Source organism: Rheinheimera salexigens, assembly GCF_001752395.1.
GTDB lineage: Bacteria > Pseudomonadota > Gammaproteobacteria > Enterobacterales > Alteromonadaceae > Alishewanella > Alishewanella salexigens.
In genome coordinates this window covers 876096-897841 of record NZ_MKEK01000001.1, presented here as the reverse complement: position 1 = coordinate 897841, position 21746 = coordinate 876096, and the positions used below count along the sequence as shown (strand labels likewise).

The 21746-nt window shown below is 42.8% G+C and carries 20 protein-coding genes; 1 reads left to right on the top strand and 19 read right to left on the bottom strand.

The genetic code is table 11. From position 1 onward, the window contains the following. Window positions 1–147: 147 nt before the first annotated feature. On the top strand, window positions 148–615 hold the full coding sequence (locus BI198_RS04220) for a PRC-barrel domain-containing protein (RefSeq protein WP_070048424.1): 468 nt from the start codon (window positions 148–150) through the stop codon (window positions 613–615). A gap of 805 nt (window positions 616–1420) precedes the next feature. Here the strand turns inward: BI198_RS04220 and BI198_RS04215 are convergent. The 19 genes from BI198_RS04215 to trmJ all read right to left on the bottom strand — a co-directional run bounded on the left by BI198_RS04215 (window position 1421) and on the right by trmJ (window position 21658). Further along, a complete protein-coding gene (locus BI198_RS04215; RefSeq protein ID WP_070048423.1) occupies window positions 1421–3679 on the bottom strand; it encodes an arginine/lysine/ornithine decarboxylase in 2259 nt (752 codons plus the stop codon). 122 nt (window positions 3680–3801) lie between these two features. Next, entirely contained in the window at window positions 3802–5280 is a 1479-nt protein-coding gene (der, locus tag BI198_RS04210) for a ribosome biogenesis GTPase Der (RefSeq protein WP_070048422.1), read from the bottom strand. A 72-nt stretch (window positions 5281–5352) separates the two neighbouring features. Continuing rightward, the gene (bamB, locus tag BI198_RS04205) at window positions 5353–6540 is read right to left on the bottom strand and encodes an outer membrane protein assembly factor BamB (RefSeq protein ID WP_070048421.1); all 1188 of its coding nucleotides are present in this window, start codon (window positions 6538–6540) and stop codon (window positions 5353–5355) included. Between the two features lie 12 nt (window positions 6541–6552). Continuing rightward, window positions 6553–7185, bottom strand: a complete 633-nt coding sequence (locus BI198_RS04200) for a YfgM family protein (RefSeq protein WP_070048420.1) — start codon at window positions 7183–7185, stop codon at window positions 6553–6555. 31 nt (window positions 7186–7216) lie between these two features. Beyond that, window positions 7217–8482 (bottom strand): histidine--tRNA ligase, encoded by a 1266-nt coding sequence (hisS, locus tag BI198_RS04195; RefSeq protein WP_070048419.1) that lies wholly within the window; start codon window positions 8480–8482, stop codon window positions 7217–7219. Window positions 8483–8567: 85 nt separating this feature from the next. Continuing rightward, on the bottom strand, window positions 8568–9668 hold the full coding sequence (gene ispG / locus BI198_RS04190; RefSeq protein ID WP_070048418.1) for a flavodoxin-dependent (E)-4-hydroxy-3-methylbut-2-enyl-diphosphate synthase: 1101 nt from the start codon (window positions 9666–9668) through the stop codon (window positions 8568–8570). Window positions 9669–9670: 2 nt separating this feature from the next. Next, window positions 9671–10699: a RodZ domain-containing protein gene (locus BI198_RS04185; protein WP_070048417.1), complete on the bottom strand. Its 1029-nt coding sequence runs from the start codon at window positions 10697–10699 to the stop codon at window positions 9671–9673. Next, window positions 10696–12810: a type IV pilus biogenesis/stability protein PilW gene (gene pilW / locus BI198_RS04180; RefSeq protein WP_201243403.1), complete on the bottom strand. Its 2115-nt coding sequence runs from the start codon at window positions 12808–12810 to the stop codon at window positions 10696–10698. Before pilW ends, BI198_RS04185 begins: the two co-directional genes overlap by 4 nt. Before the next feature lie 15 nt (window positions 12811–12825). After that, complete coding sequence (locus BI198_RS04175) at window positions 12826–13953, bottom strand: bifunctional tRNA (adenosine(37)-C2)-methyltransferase TrmG/ribosomal RNA large subunit methyltransferase RlmN (protein WP_070048416.1); 1128 nt, start codon at window positions 13951–13953, stop codon at window positions 12826–12828. Window positions 13954–14086: 133 nt separating this feature from the next. Next, entirely contained in the window at window positions 14087–14518 is a 432-nt protein-coding gene (ndk, locus tag BI198_RS04170; protein ID WP_070048415.1) for a nucleoside-diphosphate kinase, read from the bottom strand. Window positions 14519–14754: 236 nt separating this feature from the next. Continuing rightward, the gene (gene fdx, locus BI198_RS04165) at window positions 14755–15090 is read right to left on the bottom strand and encodes an ISC system 2Fe-2S type ferredoxin (RefSeq protein WP_070048414.1); all 336 of its coding nucleotides are present in this window, start codon (window positions 15088–15090) and stop codon (window positions 14755–14757) included. A 3-nt stretch (window positions 15091–15093) separates the two neighbouring features. Then, window positions 15094–16950: a Fe-S protein assembly chaperone HscA gene (gene hscA / locus BI198_RS04160; protein ID WP_070048413.1), complete on the bottom strand. Its 1857-nt coding sequence runs from the start codon at window positions 16948–16950 to the stop codon at window positions 15094–15096. Window positions 16951–16958: 8 nt separating this feature from the next. Further along, entirely contained in the window at window positions 16959–17483 is a 525-nt protein-coding gene (hscB, locus tag BI198_RS04155) for a co-chaperone HscB (RefSeq protein ID WP_070048412.1), read from the bottom strand. Window positions 17484–17497: 14 nt separating this feature from the next. Then, complete coding sequence (gene iscA, locus BI198_RS04150) at window positions 17498–17821, bottom strand: iron-sulfur cluster assembly protein IscA (protein WP_070048411.1); 324 nt, start codon at window positions 17819–17821, stop codon at window positions 17498–17500. Between the two features lie 5 nt (window positions 17822–17826). Beyond that, window positions 17827–18210 (bottom strand): Fe-S cluster assembly scaffold IscU, encoded by a 384-nt coding sequence (gene iscU, locus BI198_RS04145; RefSeq protein ID WP_070048410.1) that lies wholly within the window; start codon window positions 18208–18210, stop codon window positions 17827–17829. 30 nt (window positions 18211–18240) lie between these two features. Next, window positions 18241–19455 (bottom strand): IscS subfamily cysteine desulfurase, encoded by a 1215-nt coding sequence (locus BI198_RS04140; RefSeq protein ID WP_070048409.1) that lies wholly within the window; start codon window positions 19453–19455, stop codon window positions 18241–18243. 19 nt (window positions 19456–19474) lie between these two features. After that, window positions 19475–19957 carry a Fe-S cluster assembly transcriptional regulator IscR gene (gene iscR / locus BI198_RS04135; protein ID WP_070048408.1) on the bottom strand — a complete coding sequence of 161 codons (483 nt, stop codon included), beginning with the start codon at window positions 19955–19957 and terminating at the stop codon, window positions 19475–19477. A 101-nt stretch (window positions 19958–20058) separates the two neighbouring features. Next, window positions 20059–20868 carry a serine O-acetyltransferase gene (gene cysE / locus BI198_RS04130; protein ID WP_070048407.1) on the bottom strand — a complete coding sequence of 270 codons (810 nt, stop codon included), beginning with the start codon at window positions 20866–20868 and terminating at the stop codon, window positions 20059–20061. Between the two features lie 4 nt (window positions 20869–20872). Then, window positions 20873–21658, bottom strand: coding sequence for a tRNA (cytosine(32)/uridine(32)-2'-O)-methyltransferase TrmJ (gene trmJ / locus BI198_RS04125; protein ID WP_070050639.1), 786 nt, complete (start codon window positions 21656–21658; stop codon window positions 20873–20875). Window positions 21659–21746 lie beyond the last annotated feature (88 nt).

Here is a 21746-nt window from a genome sequence, read left to right as displayed (position 1 = left end):
TATGTCTTGAACAGAGACGGCAGCATGGCAAATCGCAGCAAAATAAATTATTTTTTAAATAGTTTAAGCGAACCTACATGTGAACATAGCGATGACGGCTGTTTCGAAAAATTCCTAATAGCCAATTTTAGTAAAAAGGAGATTCCAATGAAAAAATTAAATTCAATTCTCTTTTGTGCAATTATTACACCCACAATCGCATTAACCTCTGGTTCCGTTTTATCGCAGCAAACTAGCGATAAGCAAAACCAATATGATCAAAAGAGCAAAGCTTTAAAAGATAATAAGCATAGAGAAATGTCTAATACGCTTAACCGCAAATATTTAAGCGTTTTACCAACAAATGGAATGCATGCTAGCAACCTTATAGGCATGAATGTCAAAACGGCAAATAATGAAGACATCGGTGAAGTACAAGATTTACTCATTGATAGTAATGGGCAAGTGGCTGCAATTGTCGTCAGTGTCGGTGGCTTTTTAGGGATCGGCGATAAGGATGTAGCCGTTGGCTGGGATAATGTAACAAAATCCGGTAATAACGATGACGGTCAGCTGCGGCTTAACGTAACTCGGGAAAACTTAACGTCTGCCCCCAAATTTGTAAAGCGAGATTAAACTTCGTCTTTCAATACGCTGGAAAAAGCACTAAGGCCATATTTATAGCCTTAGTGCTTGTAGCAACTAATGTTCCTACACCGGCATTTTCACCGAACCCTGAGTACTGAGCAACACCTTCAGTCTCCGTTTATCAGATGCGTTATGTTGTGTTGTTAATCTGTAGCGCGTCATACTAAAAAGGTTAGAGGCAAGACACGCCCCCCAAGATTCGATGACTCTAAGGTCTCAAGCGCTGTTAAAGCATCTGAAACTATGCGGCGTTTACAGCAACAGCTCGCAGCGTAGTAAGTAAATTAGATACCGTTAGTCCACTGGCCACATTAGCCCGTGGTAAAAGTATTATTTTTGCAACAGACAACCAGGTCAAAACCTCAACTGACCAGTTAGCAGTAAGCGATAACGTGACAACGCAATTAGCCAGCGGTAGTTATGTTACCAATATCAACACAATTCAACCCGCAAAATAGAGTGTAAAGTAAGCTGCCCAAAATTCAGCTTACTTTACAGCAGCACTAACAAAACGCTGACTATAGACTCTTCCTGTCTAACCGCTGCCAAACTACCATACGCCAAAATAGTCTAATGCCATTATAGAAACCATTAATATCACAATGCCGCACATATTTACTAACAGCCATAAAGATAACCACCATTGCATTGGCGTTGCCGCTTAGCGCACCAGCTGCTCCAAAAGATCATTAATAGATTATTGAACGGCATGGATTAAAAAGTGGCTATAAACAAAAAGGCCGACAATTATGTCGGCCTTTGCACTTAGCTAATTTTTTCTTAACCGCTTAGCTTAACTTTCTTTAACCACGTCAATAAAGTAGCGCATTTCACCATCAACTACTTCGCGTACTAAGCCATGGACATCAGTTTCAAAGCCTGGGAACGCAAGGTTAAAGGCACGAGTAAATTGCAGGTAACTAATAATAATTTTATTGAAACGCTCGCCTGGCACCATTAATGGTATGCCTGGTGGGTATGGCGTTACTAGCATTGCGGTAACACGACCTTCGATGTCATCAATAGAAACACGTTCAATATCACGGTGAGCCATTTTCGCCCACGCATCTGCAGGGATCATGGCGGTATCAATATTAGACAAATACATTTCAGTCGTGACTTTTGCTACATCGTACTTGCGATACATATTATGAATTTGCTGACATAAATCACGCAGGCCCACTTTTTCATAACGCGGGTGTTTAGCCGCAAATTGTGGCATTACCCGCCACATTGGCAAGTTTTGATCGTAGTCATCTTTAAACTGTTGTAGCTCTGTCACCATTGAGTTCCAACGGCCTTTAGTAATGCCGATGGTAAACATGATAAAGAAGGAGTACAGACCAGTTTTTTCAATAATAATACCGTGCTCGGCTAAATACTTACTAACAATAGCCGCAGGAATACCATGCTCATCAAATTGACCTTGCATATTTAAACCTGGCGTAATAATAGTGGCTTTAATTGGGTCAAGTAAGTTAAAACCTGATTCAATAGCACCAAAACCATGCCAAGTATCAGTCGCATGCAACATCCAGTCGTCACGTTCGCCTAAGCCTTCTTCTGGCAACGTATCGGGGCCCCAAACTTTGAACCACCAATCATCATCACCGTATTCGGCATCCACTTTGCGCATGGCGCGTCTAAAGTCGATGGCTTCAAATAATGACTCTTCAACTAATGCAGTACCACCCGGCGCTTCCATCATAGCAGCCGCGACATCACAACTGGCAATAATGGCGTACTGTGGGCTGGTCGAGCTATGCATTAAATACGCTTCGTTAAAACGATGGGTATCTAAATTCCGATTTTTGGCGTTTTGCACTAAAATCTGTGAAGCTTGCGATAAACCGGCTAACAGTTTGTGCGTCGACTGAGTCGCAAACACTAAGGTTTCTTCAGAGCGTGGCCGGTCTTTGCCAATCGCGTGCATATTTATATAAAAATCGTGGAAACTAGCGTGCGGCAACCAAGCTTCATCAAAGTGCAACGTATCAATAGTAGAGCCAAGCTGCTCTTTAATCTCTTCTACGTTATACAAAATACCGTCGTAGGTACTTTGCGTGATAGTTAAAATACGCGGCTTCTTGTTTTTAGCATGGCGGGCAAATGGGTTAGCTTCAATTTTTTTCGCAATCGCTTCTGGTGAAAACTCACTTTTAGGGATTGGACCTATAATACCGTAATGATTACGGGTTGGTGTTAAAAACACCGGTATGGCACCTGTCATAATAATCGAGTGTAAAATCGATTTATGGCAGTTGCGATCTACTACCACGATATCGCCCGGCGCTACCGTAGAATGCCAGACCATTTTATTTGATGTTGAAGTACCATTGGTAACGAAAAATAAATGATCGGCGTTAAAAATACGTGCTGCATTTTGCTCACTTTGTGCCACAGGGCCGGTGTGGTCCAATAATTGACCAAGCTCATCGACCGAGTTACACACATCAGCTCGCAGCATGTTTTCACCAAAGAATTGGTGGAACATTTGACCCACTGGGCTTTTTAAGAAGGCTACGCCACCCGAGTGACCAGGGCAGTGCCATGAATAGGAGCCATCTGAAGCATAATCCATTAAAGCATTAAAAAATGGCGGCGCTAAGGCATCAAGGTATTTTTTGGCTTCACGAATAATATGTTTAGCCACAAACTCTGGCGTATCTTCAAACATATGTATAAAACCATGCAGCTCGCGCAATATATTGTTAGGAATATGCCGCGTAGTACGAGTTTCACCGTATAAAAAGATTGGGATATCTGCGTTGCGCTTACGTACTTCTTTAATAAACTGGCGCAAGCCAGCTACAGCGGTTTCAATTTCTTCAGCTGAACCGCTCCCGAACTCTTCATCATCAATAGATAAAATAAAACACGACGCACGACTCGCTTGTTGAGCAAAGGCACTTAAATCAACATAGCTGGTATAACCAACCACTTCAAAACCTTTGTTGCTGATAGCTTCGGCTAGATCACGAATACCAGAACCAGAGATATTCTCAGTACGAAAATCTTCATCTATAACAATAACCGGAAAACGGAACTTCATAGCAATTACCCTTATTTGGTAAACCTATTTAAATACTTTATGTCGCAATGCTTATATTAAGCGCTTAACATCTAAAGCGCTTATCTTAGTCATCCTTACATAGCGGCCCTTACTTAGACCTCTTACTTAGTGAACTTGGTCCGCGCCTTCATTAACCGCTCACGCTTATATTTTTGCAGTGGCGTTTCGGTGTTCTTCTTGGTGGGTGCAAATGGGTTATCCCCTTCGCGGAATTCAACTTTAATTGGTGTACCCATCATTTTTAATGTTTTACGGAAGTAATTCATTAAATACCGCTTATACGAATCAGGTAAAGCATCAACTTGGTTACCATGAATAACGATTAATGGCGGGTTATAACCACCGGCATGGGCATATTTCAATTTAACCCGACGACCGTGTACTAGCGGTGGGTTATGATCTTCTTGCGCCATTTTCATAATACGGGTTAACAACGCCGTACTATGACGCGTCGTTGCAGAGTCAAATGCTTCTTCTACTGACTCAAATAAATTACCGACGCCTGAACCATGTAATGCCGAAATAAAATGTAACCGAGCAAAATCAATAAAGCCTAAACGGCGATCTAACTCACGCTTTATTTCATCTTTAATACTTTCGTTTAAGCCATCCCATTTATTGACGGCAATAACTAACGACCGGCCAGCATTTAAGGCAAAGCCTAAAATACTTAAATCTTGATCAGAAATACCCATTCTGGCATCAAGCACTAAAATAACCACGTTAGCATCTTCAATGGCTTGCAGGGTTTTAATCACAGAGAACTTTTCGACTATATCGTCAATTTTTCCGCGACGACGTACACCGGCAGTATCAATTAAGGTGTAATCGCGTTCATTGCGTTGCATTGGGATATAAATCGAGTCGCGTGTGGTACCTGGCATATCAAACACCACCACCCGCTCTTCACCTAAAATACGATTAGTTAACGTTGATTTACCAACATTAGGTCGACCGACAATAGCTAATTTTATGTGCTGGCTACGTAAACGTGCCGCTTCAGCGTCTGCTTGTTCATCGGTTAAAGTTTCTAGTTCAAAACCGTCTTCATCGTCATCATTTCCAGCTAAAGCAAGTTGCTGCTCTTCCGTTAATAATGGCACCAACGCTAGATTTAATAAACTAGATACGCCCCGGCCATGTGCGGCAGCGATTGGGAAAACATTGCCTAAACCTAAGCTATAAAAGTCAGCAACAGCAGTATCTGCATCTAAACCATCGGTTTTATTCGCAACCACAAATACTGTCTTTTGCACTTTACGAATATGCTCAGCGATGGCTAAATCGCCAACCGTCGCCCCGGCTCTAGCATCGACCATAAATAACACGACATCAGCTTCATCAATCGCTTTTAATGATTGTTCAGCCATCTCAACTTCAATGCCATGTTCGTTGCCATCAATACCACCGGTATCAACTACAATAAACTCTAAGCCTTCATAGTTAACAGAGCCGTACTTTCGGTCACGCGTTAACCCTGGAAAATCTGCCACTAAAGCATCACGAGTACGGGTTAAACGGTTAAACAGCGTCGACTTTCCGACATTGGCACGCCCTACAAGGGCAACGACAGGCAACATGGTGTAAACCTCAGAAATAACAAAACAGGCCTAAAAGAGACCTGTTTAAAAAAATAATTACTACCAGCCTAATTAAGGCGTTTGTAATAACACTAGTTCGCCATTACGGCTTTGTACTAATAAATACTGTTCGCTAGCGACAGCTTCAGTGTAAAAACCTGAGCTATCCATGCTTTGACGGGCGACAAAGCTACCATTGCTACGATCTAACCAATGTAAGTTACCTTGGTTGTCGCCTATAACAATATAGTTTTTATACACAGTAGCGCCAGTTAAAAAGTGCTTATGCAAGCCATATTGGGTCCAACGTTCAGCACCATTACTGCTATCTAATGCCGCGATCCGGCCCTCAGAATCAACTAAATAGAGACTGTCATCGGCTAATGCCATATTACGGAAGCTAGAAAAATCGCGTTTCCATAGTGCTTTACCACTGCGCATCTCTAATGCCACTAACTCGCCATTATAACCTATGGCAATAATAGCATTTCCTACCACTATCGGGCTGGCATCTACATCTGCTAAGCGAGATAAGTCTGTGCTGCCTGTAGGTACCGCAATTTGTTCTTCCCACGCTTGATAGCCGCGATCAGCGATTACTACGCCAACATGACCACTACCTGAGCCATAGATAACGCCACCAGCATGGATCACAGGCTCACCAACACCCCGTAAGGTTAAAGCTGGCTGTTCGTTTTCGAATTCCCAACGCTGTTCACCACTGTCTGGATGTAACGCAATTAAAGTACCCGCCCCCGTTGCTACAACTACTAAGCCTTCACCTACTGCGGGTTTGGCTAGCACTTCACCTTTTACTTCCACTCGCCACAATAACTCACCGGTCTGTGGTGAAAGTGCAAACACTTCACCATTTTCAGTGCCTAAAAATAATTTATCGTAACCGAAGCTAATACCGCCCGAAATTCGGGCATTACCGCCAGACCATAAACTACTAATATTTTGCCAAGCCGAACCGCCATCAGGTTTACGTAAGTCGAATTGCCATTTACGTTTACCCGTACTTAAGTCATAAGCAGCAACAATGCCTTCTCGACTTGCAGCAAAAACCGTTTGTTCAATAATAATAGGCTCTAAGCTTGACTCAAAATGCTCGACACCATTACCAATACTGGTTTTCCATACCACAGCTGGCTTAATGCTATTTTGTACCGCGGGTAATACTAGCTCTTCTTTATTAGAACAACCGGCAACCACTAACAGTAATAATAGGCTTGCTATATATTTTAACTGTAATCTCACGCTTACCTCTCGTTATGCTGCGGTGATGTGTGCAAGTTCATCCAGTTTTACCTGAAGTAACTGCTGATTTGCACTCGCGGCACCTAAAGCTTGCAAGTAAGCGGTTTTTGCTTGTGCAGGCTTCTCGCTTAACAGCAGAATATCGCCCTTAAGCTCAGCTTGTAACGCAACAAAACTCTCTGGAACAGCTTTAGCTAAGGTAGCTAATGCAGCGTCAAAGTTTGCTTGTTCTTTTTGCACCCGAGCTAAACGCAATTGCGTTAACGCTAGCAAGGCAGGCTCTTTAGTATTGGCTAAAACCCAGGTTAATTGCTGTTCAGCGACAGCAAAATTTTCTTGCTCAACCGCATCTTTAGCCGCTAATAAGGCAGCAAAAACAGCATAGTTTTCAACTTTAGTGCTATCAATATAACCTTGAGCTTGGGCTAACCAAGTATCACCTTCAGCGGTTTCACGCTGAATAAGTAACTGACTAAAGTTTGCTGAAGCTTGTTCAACATTATTGCGTTGGTCTGCTTGGTAATAACGAAAGCCGTATAAGCCAACTAAACCAATTACTACGCCGGCTAAAATAGCTTTACCGTAAGTGTGCCAAAAGCGTTTAATGGCTTCTACTTGTTGTTCTTCACTGCTATAAATTTCCACTGTGTTACTCCGTCAGTACTGTTCAGGCTAATTAGGCTAAGCTTTTAGCCAACTCAGTTATTAATAGTGTTTGTTGTGGCTTATCTTCACGAAGCCATTTTACGGTAATTTCGCCACGGGCTAATTCATCTTCGCCTAAAATTAAGCCAACACTCGCACCCGATTTATCTGCACGTTTTACCTGTTTTTTTAGGTTTCCGCCACCACAATGCAAAATAATTCGTTTTGCAGGCAATTCATTGCGCAAGCGTTCGGCAACAGAATGGATTGCAAGTTCCGCTTGCTCGCCTAGAGCCATCAAATAGATATCAGCATTTACGGCTAATGCTGGCACTAAATCTAAATGTTGTAATAAGAGTACCAAGCGCTCCATACCTAAGGCAAAGCCTACCGCTGGTGTCGCTTTGCCACCTAACTGCTCGACTAAACCATCGTAACGACCACCCGCACACACAGTACCTTGGGCGCCGAGTTCAGTAGTTACCCATTCAAATACGGTTTTATTGTAATAATCTAAGCCTCGAACTAAGCGAGGATTAACCGTAAAATCAATACCCGCTACCGTTAATATTTGTTTTAATCGGGCAAAATGCTCGGCTGAGTCTTGATCTAAATGATCTGCCAGTTGCGGTGCTGCTGCTAATAACTCGGCTAAAGCAGGGTTTTTACTATCCAGCACGCGTAAGGGATTAGTATGCATGCGGCGTAAGCTGTCTTCGTCTAGCTGCGCTTTATGCTGCTCAAGATAGGCGATTAATACTTCACGATATTGGCTACGTGCCTCAGCTGAGCCTAAAGAATTTATCTCTAGCTTTACAAACGAGGTTAAGCCTAATTGTTGCCATAATCGCGCACTGAGTAGAATAACTTCTGCATCAATATCGGGTGTTGCGATACCAAAGGTTTCTAAACCAAATTGGTGAAACTGGCGATAACGGCCTTTTTGTGGCCGTTCATGCCGAAACATTGGCCCCATATACCATAAGCGTTGCTCTTGGTTATACAGCAAGCCATGCTCATTGCCCGCTCTGACACAACAAGCGGTGCCTTCTGGTCGTAAGGTTAAACTGTCACCGTTGCGATCATCAAAGCTATACATTTCTTTTTCAACAATATCGGTAACTTCACCAATAGAGCGCTTAAACAGCTCGGTCATTTCGACAATAGGAAAACGAATTTCACTATAACCATAATTAAACATGGTTTGTCTTAATACCTGTTCTGCGTATTGCCAAACGGGAGTTTGCTGCGGCAGGCAGTCATTCATGCCACGAATTGCCTGAATTTGCTTCGACAAAATAATATTTCCACTGATAAAACTTAAAAACTGCCGCGATTATAGGCGCAGCAAGACTAAACACCAAGTATATCTGTATGCTCAATTACACTTGGCGGATGGCTATTTTTTGTTGCAAATAACTACGAATTTGTTGCTCTAACTGATCGGCAACATTGTTGTTATCTAAGCGTAGCTTTTGGCGTTGACCATTAATATAAAAACCACTTTTCTTGCTGGCACCAGCAACGCCTAAGTCTGACATCAAGGCTTCACCCGGACCATTTACTACGCAGCCAATCACCGATACCGTTAACGGTTCAACGACATCTTCTAGCTGTTGCTCTAGTTGGTTCATGGTTTTAATGACATCAAACTCTTGACGCGAACAACTTGGGCAGGCAATAAAGTTAATGCCTCGTGAGCGAATGCGTAGTGATTTTAAAATATCAAAGGCAACTTTAATTTCTTCCACTGGATCGGCTGCTAACGAGATGCGCATAGTATCACCTATGCCCTCGGCTAATAACATACCCAAACCTATTGCCGATTTAACTGCACCCGCTCGTGCACCACCGGCTTCAGTAATACCTAAGTGTAACGGTTGCTTTATTTGTTTAGCTAATAAGCGATAAGCGCCCACGGCTAAAAATACATCTGAAGCCTTAACGCTGACTTTAAATTGATCGAAATTTAAGCGATCTAAAATATCAACATGGCGCATGGCTGATTCAACTAACGCTTCCGCTGTTGGTTCATGATATTTCTCTTGAATATCAGCCTCTAACGAGCCGCCATTCACTCCTATACGAATAGGTATATTATGGTCCCGCGCTGCATCAACAACGGCACGGATCCGATCTTCACGGCCAATATTACCAGGGTTAATCCGCAAGCAATCCACGCCATACTCGGCAACCTTTAAAGCGATTCGATAATCAAAATGAATATCGGCCACTAAGGGAATAGGTGATTGTTGCTTAATAAGCTTAAATGCTTCTGCAGCTTCCATAGTAGGTACGGATACACGAACTAAATCGGCACCTGCTTTGGCAATGGCCTTAATTTGCGTCACGGTTGCTGCCACATCAGTTGTCAACGTATTGGTCATCGACTGCACCGCTATGGGTGCGTCACCGCCAATTAATACATCACCCACTTTAATTTGGGTGCTTTCACGGCGTTTTATCGGGTTGTCTGCAAACATTGTTACTCAGATCCGGGAATAGTAAATTTTGCTACTCTACCTGTTGGTAAAGTAGATAAGTCATAAGGTTGATGATTAAAACTAATTGCTACCACTGTTGGATTGCATAAAGTAACAACAAAAGGCGCTTGACCTTTTAAGTCCATAACATAACCTTTTTCTTTAGTACCAAAGGCAATACGTTCACCAGCAGCATCGATTATATTAACCCAACAAGCATCATGAAAACGCAGCTGCAAACTGTCTAGGCCAACAATTGCTGCACTAGGCTCTAAATTAGAGGCTGTTTCTAACTGCATTGTTTCAGCCTGCATTGTCTTAGTCTGCATTGTTACCAGCATTTGCTCTATTGTAGATACAGCTTGAGCATCTGCTGACATTGGCGTAGTCGGTAGCAACTGATGCTGACTATCGACTTGCTTAGTGCTAAGTTGCTCAATGCCAGTTTGGTCAGTGTCCGTTTGCGTAATGCCAGTTAATTCTGTGTTCGCTGGTTCAGTACTCGCTTGGGTAGTATCAGTCAACTCAACGGAGTTTGCACCACTTAAGCTAAGTGTAACATCTGGCGACGAACTGGCTACTGCCGTACTTTTAGTTGTAACTTCTGTCGCAGATTGCTTAAATTCAGCTTCAGTTTGCCACCACCAAACAAATAACAACACGATAAATAAAGCAATAATGCCGTAGGTTAACCACAGAAAACGATTATCGGTGGTTTGATGTTTAGTGCGATTAGAAAACGTTTGCATTGGTTTAGCTACATAAGCTTGCCGGCCTGTTTCACGACTAAAAACACTAACCAATTGTTTCTCAGGTATTTTTAGTAATTTGGCGTAAGCACGAATATAACCTCTGACATAGGTTTCTTGCATATCGCCATTAAACTGATCTTGTTCCAGCTTCTCTATCAACGGCACAGCTAAATTTAACTGAGCGGCTACTTGCGGCACCGTTAAGCTACGGGCTTCACGTGCCTGACGTAACATCTGGCCTATGCTGGGTTGCTTATCAATTTCTGTTTCAGTATTCATGGTGCAATTAAAGCGGGATCCACGACTAATAGTTGCTGACCAATATAGAGTTTACTCTGATCAGTTAAGTTGTTCCACGCCATAAATTTATCAAGCTTTATATTATAACGGTACGAAATAGCAAACATAGTTTCCCCAGCCGCTACCTGATGATAAGGCTCCGTTGTAGTAACCTGTATCCTAGACGCTATTGGTAAGTTTGCATTGTTTTTTACACTGCTCATCACTTGCTGCTCTGGTACTTGCTGCAGCCAAATTTTTTGACCTGTCAGTATTGCAGACTCGGGTGTGAGCTGGTTCCATTCCATTAAGCGTTGTAAACGAATATTATATTTCACCGATATAGCATACAAAGAGTCATCTGCTTGCACTAAATGATAGCTAAATTCTTTATCTTCTGCGGTGACATTCTTGGCATTAGACTCTGCTGGTTCTATGTCTGTGAGTTCAGTAGCTGTTGGTTCAACATCCGTTATAGCAGCAACGGCTATTGTCTCTAACGCAGGCTCTGCTGCATGTTCTGATGTAAGTTGTGAAGCAAGCTCTGGAGCAAATTTTAAAGAGGCTACAGTCGCTTCTAGGGGCGTGTTTTGGTTAGTTTCTGGCTCAAGGTGTAACGTCTCTGACGGCAATGCCGCAACGGGCTTTGCTGCTAAGGTTATAGACGATACAGCCTTTTGTTTGGCAGCATCAGTAGTAGTGAGCTGCTCAGGCTTGGTAACAATGGCTGGTTGATTTGCAACTTTAGCGGTTGCAATGGGTGCTGTTTCTGTCTGGGCTGACTTAGGCTTTACATCTAACGGCTGACCTAACTCAGCGGCTTGCTTAGCCTTTAGCGCAGCCAATTGTTGGCTGGTTATCACCGTCATTTCATTGACAGGGCTCGCTTCAGGTTTGGTTATTGCTACTTCAGCCTCAGCTTTGCTACTCGTTGCTACGTTGCTATTTACAGCGCTATTTGTTTCAGAGCTATTCGCTACAGAGTTTCTTGGTACAGAGCTACTTGTCACAGAGCTGCCTAGTTCTAGGCTATTGGCTATAGCGCTAGTGGCATTTTTTAATCCAGGCAAAGTGGCTGCTGGCGTTGCAATAGTTACAACTGCTGCATCAGTTTGACTGTTTTGTACTGACGCTAGCTGGGGAGATAGCGCTATAACATCTGCAGATTCAGCTTGATCAGTTGAGCTGTTTTTACGCCTAACGATTTTCAATTTCGGATTAGCAACGGGTTGAGGGATGACTTTGTTAGACGTTGTTTCTGTCGGTATTACTATATTCGACATTAGCGTTTCTTTGTAACGCTCTCGCAACAGCTCAAATTCACTGAGTGCTAATTTATCTTGCAATAACAATGTGGTTTCTGCTGAGCCCATATACAGCGTAAGCAACAGCTGCTCAGCATTGTCTTTGGTGCTGGTATCACCGGACTTATCGGCAATTAAGTAACTTAATAATACTGTTCTAGCAGTTACTCGGCCTAAACGCTGAATTCTGGCTAAACGATTTTTAGCTTCTGCCATTTCACCCATGGCATAAGATAATCCTGACGCCAACACTAGTGAACTAATTCGCGTACTGCTGTGATTGATTGAGCTTTCTAGATAGGTTTTGGTTTTACGAAAGTTATTTTGCTGCAACTGACACAAGGCTAAGTTTTCATAGCTTTCTGCCACTCGAATATAGCCTGGACGGCTTATCGCTTTTAATAATAAACGCTCAGACTCTTCGTACTTATGTAACTGACATAAAAAGGCGCCGTAATTGTTATAGGCATCAGCGTAGTTAGGGTCTTTATCAATAGCGATTAAATAATGTTCTTCTGCCTGATCTATCTCACTTACATTTTCATAATAGTAAGCTAAGGCACTATATACTTCGGCAGAATTTGGCGCAAAACTACGGGCGCGTTCTAAATTATATTTAGCTTCGGAATTATCACCACGGCGTAAATAATTAAGACCCAGTGAAATGCGGGTGCGCGCGGCTTCTATATTATCGAAGGTGCGACTCGCCACCGGCTTTTCGCTTCCAACATAGGTTTGCTCTGAAACGCAACCTGCAAGCATGATGCTACAGGCAGCAATACTAACGATAATTTTGCGCTTTAACACAGACCATTCCTTGAATTATGACAGTAATTTCACCGCGATTGGTTGTCCTTTCTCTTGCTTTTTAAGCTGGCGATTGGTTCTATCAATCACGTCACCCACTAACTGACCACAAGCAGCATCAATATCACCACCACGGGTTTTACGTACAATAACAGTAAAGCCATATTCATGTAAGACTTTGTTAAATCGGTCAATACGTGAATTGCTGGATCTTTTGTAAGGCGACCCAGGATAAGGGTTAAATGGGATCAGGTTAATTTTAGATGGCGTGTCTTTTAAAGCATGCGCTAATTCATGCGCTTGCTCCATGCTATCGTTAATACCATCTAACATAACATACTCAATAGTAACCTTGTCATTAGCTTTTGACGCCTCGACATAACGGCGTGAAGCAGCTAAAAACTCTTCCATTGGATATTTTTTATTTACCGGCACTAATTGATCGCGTAAGGCATTATTTGGCGCATGTAATGAAATCGCTAACGCGACATCAATTTTCTCGCGTAATAAGTCTAATGCAGGTACAACACCTGAGGTACTTAACGTTACACGGCGTTTTGATAAGCCAAAACCGAAATCTTCCAGCATTAATTGCATAGCCGGTACCACGTTATTTAAGTTAAGCAATGGTTCGCCCATGCCCATCATAACAACGTTAGTCACTGGTTTTACATCGCTACCGCCATAACTACCAATAATTTTAGCGACGCGCCATACCTGACCAATAATTTCCGACACGCTTAAATTACGGTTAAAACCTTGTTGTGCAGTCGAGCAAAATGAGCAATCTAACGCACAACCAACTTGGGAAGAAACACATAACGTGCGTCGATCTTTTTCTGGGATCCACACCGTTTCAACTTCTTGACCACCGCTTAGTCGCATAATGAACTTTATAGTGCCATCACTACTTTCTTGCTGCATCGCTACTTCTGGCGCTGTAATCTCACAACGTTTTTTTAGCTTTTCTCGCAATACTTTATTGATATTGGTCATTTCGTCAAAATTATCAACGCAATAGTGGTAAATCCATTTCATTACCTGATCGGCACGAAATGGCTTTTCGCCCATATCAACAAATAACTGCTGTATTTCGCTGCGCGTTAAATCAAGTAAATTAATTTTTTTCTGTTGCTCAGTCATGTGTCGAGCACTCCTTACCACAATAAACAATAGCTATAAAATACTGCTCTAAGTAGGTACTGTATTGATTAAGCACCTACTTAGATTAAGGGAGCCAATGCTCCCTTAAATCATTTTCATTAAGAGGTTAATCTTAACGAGTACGTGCACATAGCTCAGCTTCAGTGAAGAAGTAAGCAATTTCACGTGCAGCTGATGCCGCAGCGTCTGAACCGTGAACTGCGTTTTCATCAATGCTAGCAGCGTAGTCAGCACGTAAAGTACCGGCTAACGCTTCAGCTGGGTTAGTTGCGCCCATGATTTCACGATTTTTAAGTACCGCATTTTCGCCTTCTAAAACCTGAACCATCACTGGGCCAGAAATCATGAAAGACACTAATGCATTAAAAAATGGACGTGCTTTATGCTCAGCATAAAAGCCCTCAGCTTGTTCTTGGCTTAAGTGAACCATTTTTGAAGCAACAATACGTAAACCAGCAGTCTCAAAACGGTTGTAAATAGCACCAATTACATTTTTAGCAACTGCATCTGGTTTGATAATTGAAAAAGTACGTTCTAAGGCCATTATAGGCTCCTGATTAAAGTTAATGAATAAATAAGGTGATAAATTTTAAGGCGGCAAATTATACGCTATAAGTAAATAAAAACCTATTTGTTGCCGTAAAAAAGCTGTTTTTATAACCAATACTGTCAATTTTTACTTAAGCTAATTATCTTAAGTAAAAATAACAAAGCCTTACCACACGGGATAAGGCTTTATTTGCAATAACGAAGCATTAGGCTAACTAAATATCAGACTGTTTAGCCTTCGCTAACCATATTGACGGTATATTTTGGGATCTCGACAATTAAATCTTCATCGGCAATTCTTGCCTGACAGCCTAAACGAGATTCTGGCTCTAAGCCCCAGGCTTTATCTAACATATCGTCTTCTAATTCATCACTTTCTTTTAATGAATAAAAGCCTTCGCGAACAATAATATGGCAAGTGGTACAGGCACAGGATTTTTCACAGGCATGTTCAATAGAAATGCCATTGCGTAGCGCAACATCTAATACTGTTTCGCCAGGTTTAGCTTCTAACGCTGCGCCTTCAGGGCATAATTCAGCATGGGGTAAAAATACGATTTGAGCCATTTACTATACCTCGTCCACGTTATGACCTTGTAACGCAAGACGAATAGAACTATCCATTCGGCGCGCGGCAAAGTCGTCAGTCAGTGTGTTTGTCTGTTCAATTGCAGCTTTAATTGCTGCCGTGTCATCGCCAGCTTTCACTTGGGCTAACTCGACTAAAGCTTGTTTAATATCTGTTAATTCGTCAGCACTTAATAAAGCAGCATCCGCGGCTAACGCTTGAGTAATGGCTTCAAGTACGCGTTCAGCTTCAACTTGTTGCTCTCGTAGCAAGCGCAATTGCATATCTTCTCGTGCATATTGCATAGAGCTTTTTAACATAGTGGCGACTTGATCATCGCTTAAACCGTAAGACGGTTTAACTTGAATACTGGATTTAACGCCGGTCGATTTCTCTTCAGCATTAACACTTAATAAACCATCGGCATCAACTTGAAATGTCACGCGAATATGAGCGCCGCCTGCGGGCATCGCCGGGATATTACGCAGTTCAAACCGCGCCAATGAACGACAATCGTCAACTAGTTCACGTTCACCTTGCACTACATGCAAAGCCATAGCAGTTTGGCCATCTTTAAACGTAGTAAATTCTTGTGCACGTGACACCGGAATAACAGTATTTCGCGGAATAATTTTCTCGGTTAATCCACCCATGGTTTCTAAACCTAAAGACAGCGGGATCACGTCCAATAACAAGGTATCGTTATCAGCTTTATTACCGACCAATACGTTGGCTTGAATTGCCGCGCCAATCGCAACGACTTTATCCGGATCAATACTAGTTAATGGTTGGGTGTTAAAGAAGCTAGCCACCCCTTCACGTACGCAAGGTACTCGGGTGCTGCCGCCTACCATCACGACTTTAACCACATCTTCGGCTGTAATATCAGCATCGCGTAATACTTGGCGACAGGTACGAGTAGTCTTTTTAACTAAAGCGGTAACTAACTGTTCAAAATCAGTCCGACTTAAACTACCGTTATAATGACCTTGAGCTGTCGGCAATGAAAACTCAACCAGATCGCTGTCCGTTAATTGTTCTTTAACACTACGTGCAGTGGTTAAATATTGGCGCATGGCTTGATGATTTAAGCTAGTCTCGCCTGTTTGTTGTTGCAGCCAAGCTACAATGGCATGATCAAAATCATCACCGCCTAAAGCCGCATCGCCGCCAGTGGCTAATACTTCAAATATACCGCGTTGTAAGCGTAAAATAGAGATATCAAAAGTACCGCCGCCTAAGTCGTATACGGCAATAACGCCTTCTTGGCCTGAATCTAAACCATAAGCTAAAGCGGCTGCAGTAGGCTCATTTAATAAGCGTAAAACATGAAGCCCAGCTAAAGTTGCCGCATCTTTGGTCGCTTGACGCTGAGCATCATCAAAATAAGCAGGAACGGTAATCACCACACCCATTAAGTCGCCACCTAAGGCTGCACTGGCTGTGTTGGCTAAGCTTGTTAAAATTTCAGCAGATACTTGCACCGGGTTCTTGGCCCCTTGTGCAGTCTCAATCGCCACTAAACCTTCTTGGTCTATTAATCGATAGGGTACTTTTTCATTTAATTTGGCAATTTCAGCATAGCCTTTACCCATCAGTCGTTTTACCGACACTATGGTATTTTCAGCATCACTAATTGCTGCCTGCATTGCCTCGTGACCAACAATCACTTGCTCTGCAGTATATCGCACCACAGAAGGCAACATATCTTGGCCTTGTGCGTTGAGCAAGGTTTTAGCTTCGCCGCTACGCACCGTTGCTACTAATGAATTCGTTGTACCTAAGTCAATTCCTGCAGCCAACTTATGTTGATGGGGAGCAGTACTTTGGCCAGGTTCCGCGATCTGTAATAACGCCATAGTAAAGTTTAATCTTTTAGTTGCTGTTCTATTAACTCCAGCTCATGCTGCAATTTATAGAAAAATTTAAGTTTTCGAATTAGATCAGCAGCTTGCTGATCCTGCTCTGGTTTGTCTTCTGCTAATGCTGTGGTTAATTCTGCCAGCAATTGCTTTTTAGCTTGCTGTAACTCGCGTTCAACATTGTCGATAACGGCATCAGGATCAGTAGCGGTTTTTATATCCGCTAATTGTTCACGCAAGGTCATTTGTTGCATTAAAAACATCGGATCGCTAAAGCTTCGCTGTTCATCGTCAATTCTTAATCCGCGTAACGCCAATAAATGCTCCGCCCGAAGTAAAGGTTGCTTCAGGTTATGGTAGGCATCATTGATATTAGCGGTTTGTTGCACTGACAACAGCCGATCGCGTTCCGATCCGGCTGAATGTTTATCAGGATGAAACTGACACTGCAACTTAATATAGCGCGAGCTTAGCTCAGTAAGATTAAGATCAAACTGAGCTGGTAAATTAAACAGCTGAAAATAATTCATCAGAACCCTAAACGTTAAACTGTAAAGCTTTCACCACAACCACATTCGCCATCGACGTTAGGGTTGGTAAATTGAAAACCTTCGTTTAGGCCTTCTTTAACAAAATCCAGCTGTGTACCATCGATATAGACCAAGCTTTTACCATCGACAATTAACTTTAACTCATCGTGTTCAAATACTTGGTCATCTTCGTTTAGCGTATCGACAAACTCTAGCACATAGGCTAATCCAGAACAGCCCGTTGTTTTCACACCCACCCGCAAGCCAATACCCTTGCCACGATTATGTAAAAAATTACGTACTCTGTCTGCTGCTGCTGCAGTCATCGAAATCGCCATACGAATTAACCTCCTCGCTTTTGCTTGTAGTTAGCAATTGCGGCTTTAATAGCGTCTTCAGCTAAAATAGAACAGTGAATTTTCACCGGTGGTAAAGCTAGCTCGTGGGCAATATCAGTATTTTTGATTTCTTGCGCTTCAGCCAGTGTTTTACCTTTAACCCATTCAGTGACTAATGAGCTAGAAGCTATAGCACTACCACAGCCGTAGGTTTTAAATTTAGCATCTTCAATAATGCCATCTGCACTGACTTTAATTTGCAACTTCATTACGTCGCCACAAGCAGGCGCGCCAACCATACCGGTTGCGATACTGTCATCGTCTGCATCAAATGAACCCACGTTACGTGGATTCTCATAGTGATCAATTACTTTATCGCTGTATGCCATGATAATTACCTCTCTGGTGGTCAGTTACGCTTAGTGCGCAGCCCAAACCACAGTGTTTAAATCGATACCGTCTTTGTACATATCCCATAATGGTGACATTGCACGGAGCTTATCTATTGCTTGATGCACAATCTTGATTGTGTGATCAATTTGCGCTTCTGTTGTATAGCGGCCAATACTGAAACGAATAGAACTGTGAGCCAGTTCATCGCTCATACCCAAAGCACGTAATACATAAGATGGCTCTAAGCTGGCTGAAGTACAGGCTGAACCTGATGATACGGCAATATCTTTTAAGGCCATTATCAACGACTCGCCTTCAACATAATTAAAACTGATATTGGTAATATGCGGCACGCGTTGTTCGGCGTTGCCGTTTAAAAACACTTGCTCAATACCTTCCACGCCCTTTAATAAACGGTCGCGTAATTCAGTAATGCGCTTATTTTCTGTCGCCATTTTTTGTTTCATGACAGCGAAAGCTTCACCCATACCAACAATTTGGTGCGTAGCTAAAGTACCTGAACGCATACCACGCTCATGACCACCGCCGTGCATTTGTGCTTCTAAACGAATACGTGGCTTACGACGTACATATAAAGCACCAATACCTTTAGGCCCATAAGCTTTGTGGCCTGAAAAAGACATTAAGTCGACTTTTAAGGTTTGTAAATCAATCTCAACCTTACCAGGTGCTTGCGCAGCATCGACATGGAATAGAATATTATTACTACGGCAATACTCACCAATAGCAGCAATATCTTGTACCACACCAATTTCGTTATTAACAAACATCACACTTATTAAGGTGGTGTCTGGGCGCACAGCAGCTTCGATTTGAGCCAAGGTTAATATACCGTCGGTTTGTGGCTCTAAATAAGTCACTTCGTAGCCTTCACGCTCTAATTGACGCATGGTGTCTAACACAGCTTTATGTTCAGTTTTCACTGTGATTAAGTGCTTACCTTTTTTATGATAAAAGTTAGCAGCACCTTTAATGGCTAAGTTATCTGATTCAGTGGCACCTGAGGTAAATACGATTTCACGCGGATCGGCGTTAATTAAATCGGCCACTTGGCTACGGGCAATTTCTACTGCCTCTTCTGCTTGCCAGCCAAAACGATGCGAACGTGACGCTGGATTACCAAACTCACCGTCCATCGTCATAAATTGCATCATTTTTTCTGCAACCTGCATGTCAACAGGTGAAGTTGCAGCGTAGTCAAGATAAATAGGTAGCTTCATTATTTGCTCCGTGTTTCACTTACAGCTGACAACTGACGTCTATATCAGTTGCCGGATTCTTTACATTACGGTCATTTTGCCGTTTTGCGACGATTTTTACATCTTGCTGGTTTACCAGCTCACCCAACGAAATGTTGGTTAAGAAATCTTCAATTCGGTGGCTTAAATCGCTCCATAGCGAATGCGTTAAACAACGCATGCCACCTTGACAGTCTGACTTACCCTGACACCGTGTTGCGTCTACGGTTTCGTCTACCGCAGTAATAACGTCAGATACAGTAATTAACGAGGCTTCACGGCTCAGCTGATAACCACCACCAGGACCGCGCACACTGCTAACTAAGCCATATCTACGTAACCGAGCAAATAACTGCTCTAAATAAGACAGCGATATGCCTTGTCGTTCTGAAATATCAGCAAGAGATACAGGCCCAGTCGCTTTGTGTAAGGCTACATCTAACATAGCCGTTACTGCATAACGTCCTTTCGAAGTTAATCTCATAGTCTGCTCCCTGAATGTTATAGCTCCATTCTACATACCTGACCAATTTAGTCAAGTATTAAGCTGAGTAAAACAGTCAAGTATTCAGGCCAAACCCGCGTTTATATTTCCGGATCAAAAGCAGCGATATCTTTCGCTCTCGCCTCTGCGGCCCTTTGTTCTGCTTGTAAAAAGTCTTCTTCTTTAATATCTACTGTCGGTACTTTGCTGCAAACATTTCCTCCCAGTTCATTAACGCCATGGCACAGCTCTGCCACTTTGTTATCTAACATTTGAATATGATCTAGCATCCGACCAATCGCATTAGCAACCGGATCTGGACTGTCTGCTGACACCGCATAAGCATCAAAGCCAAACTTTTTAGCCATATGTTTACGTTCGTCACTAAGCGTAATATCTGCTCTAGCCACCACCCGACCCGGAATGCCAATCACCGTCGCGCCAGCAGGCACATCTTTAACCACCACAGCATTGGAGCCAATACGGGCATTTTCGCCGACATGTAACGGGCCTAATACTTTTGCCCCTGCGCCAATCACTACGCCGTTGCCTAATGTTGGATGGCGTTTTCCCGCAGTCCAACTGGTGCCACCTAAGGTCACACCATGATAAAGTGTACAATCATCGCCAATTTCAGCGGTTTCACCAATCACCACACCCATGCCATGGTCAATAAAACAGCGCCGACCAATCTTCGCTCCCGGGTGAATTTCAATGCCGGTCACCCAACGCGAAAATGTGCTAATAAATCGTGCTAACCACGTCCAGTTCGCTCGCCACAACCTATGGCTAAGCCGATGCCACCAAATAGCATGTAAGCCCGGATAAGTGGTTAATACTTCAAACGTATTCCGAGCCGCGGGATCGCGATTAAACACACTTTTTATATCTTCGCGAATACCAGCAAACATATTGTTACTCCTTAGTCCGCGACACAACAGAGCCAAAACGCTGTACCGAGGTTAAAATTCCGCGCAAAATATTATATTCAGCCTCTTCTGGCCGCGCGCGGTTAAATAAGCGTTTTAATTTGGTCATCACCACACCCGGATGCTGCTTAATAATAAAGCCCGTATCATCTAGGGTTTGCTCTAAATGCTGATAAAAACTTTCCATTTGCTGATTGCTAGGATAGTTAATTTCAGCATCAGTATGTGCTGATTCAATTTGTGACTGCTCACTTTGTGTCTGATTATCTTGCGTCTGCTTTGCTTGTGCTAACCATGCCATACGCACTTCATAACAAACCAGTTGCACGGCCATGGCTAAATTTAATGAGCTATATTCCGGATTAGCATTAATACAGACATGATAATTACACAGTTGCAGCTCTTCATTAGATAAACCACTGCTTTCGCGACCAAACACAATAGCAACTGGATGCTGCTGGGCTTCGCTTATGGCTTTTTCGCCGCAGTCTCTTGGCTCTAACATTGGCCAGCTCAGCGTACGCGAACGGGCACTGCTGCCTACCACTAAACCACAATCTGCTATAGCCGGGGCTAAAGAGTCAAAAATTTTAGCTTGAGCCAAGATATCACTCGCACCGGCCGCTAACGCATAAGCTTGGCCATCTGGCAGTTCTTTAGGCGCAACTAGGTATAGGCTTGATAAGCCCATGGTTTTCATAGCACGTGCTACCGAGCCTATGTTTCCGGTATGGCTGGTGCCAACTAATACAATTCGAATCTGCTCTAACATTAAGGCGTCCCGCATAAAAGGGTCGGCATTCTACCATAGGCTAAAGCGTTTGTTTATGAAAAAGAGCAGGCCAGCTCTATGCTATTTC

What these genes read in the sequence shown, in the direction of transcription:
- trmJ (WP_070050639.1), bottom strand. Translation starts at nt 21,658, where the DNA reads ATGTTAGAGCAGATTCGAATTGTATTAGTTGGCACCAGCCATACCGGA.
- ndk (WP_070048415.1), bottom strand. Translation starts at nt 14,518, where the DNA reads ATGGCCTTAGAACGTACTTTTTCAATTATCAAACCAGATGCAGTTGCT.
- BI198_RS04215 (WP_070048423.1), bottom strand. Translation starts at nt 3,679, where the DNA reads ATGAAGTTCCGTTTTCCGGTTATTGTTATAGATGAAGATTTTCGTACT.
- BI198_RS04220 (WP_070048424.1), top strand. Translation starts at nt 148, where the DNA reads ATGAAAAAATTAAATTCAATTCTCTTTTGTGCAATTATTACACCCACA.
- fdx (WP_070048414.1), bottom strand. Translation starts at nt 15,090, where the DNA reads ATGGCTCAAATCGTATTTTTACCCCATGCTGAATTATGCCCTGAAGGC.
- ispG (WP_070048418.1), bottom strand. Translation starts at nt 9,668, where the DNA reads ATGTTTGCAGACAACCCGATAAAACGCCGTGAAAGCACCCAAATTAAA.
- der (WP_070048422.1), bottom strand. Translation starts at nt 5,280, where the DNA reads ATGTTGCCTGTCGTTGCCCTTGTAGGGCGTGCCAATGTCGGAAAGTCG.
- iscA (WP_070048411.1), bottom strand. Translation starts at nt 17,821, where the DNA reads ATGGCGATTTCGATGACTGCAGCAGCAGCAGACAGAGTACGTAATTTT.
- hscB (WP_070048412.1), bottom strand. Translation starts at nt 17,483, where the DNA reads ATGAATTATTTTCAGCTGTTTAATTTACCAGCTCAGTTTGATCTTAAT.
- cysE (WP_070048407.1), bottom strand. Translation starts at nt 20,868, where the DNA reads ATGTTTGCTGGTATTCGCGAAGATATAAAAAGTGTGTTTAATCGCGAT.
- BI198_RS04175 (WP_070048416.1), bottom strand. Translation starts at nt 13,953, where the DNA reads ATGACTGAGCAACAGAAAAAAATTAATTTACTTGATTTAACGCGCAGC.
- iscU (WP_070048410.1), bottom strand. Translation starts at nt 18,210, where the DNA reads ATGGCATACAGCGATAAAGTAATTGATCACTATGAGAATCCACGTAAC.
- hscA (WP_070048413.1), bottom strand. Translation starts at nt 16,950, where the DNA reads ATGGCGTTATTACAGATCGCGGAACCTGGCCAAAGTACTGCTCCCCAT.
- BI198_RS04185 (WP_070048417.1), bottom strand. Translation starts at nt 10,699, where the DNA reads ATGAATACTGAAACAGAAATTGATAAGCAACCCAGCATAGGCCAGATG.
- iscR (WP_070048408.1), bottom strand. Translation starts at nt 19,957, where the DNA reads ATGAGATTAACTTCGAAAGGACGTTATGCAGTAACGGCTATGTTAGAT.
- BI198_RS04140 (WP_070048409.1), bottom strand. Translation starts at nt 19,455, where the DNA reads ATGAAGCTACCTATTTATCTTGACTACGCTGCAACTTCACCTGTTGAC.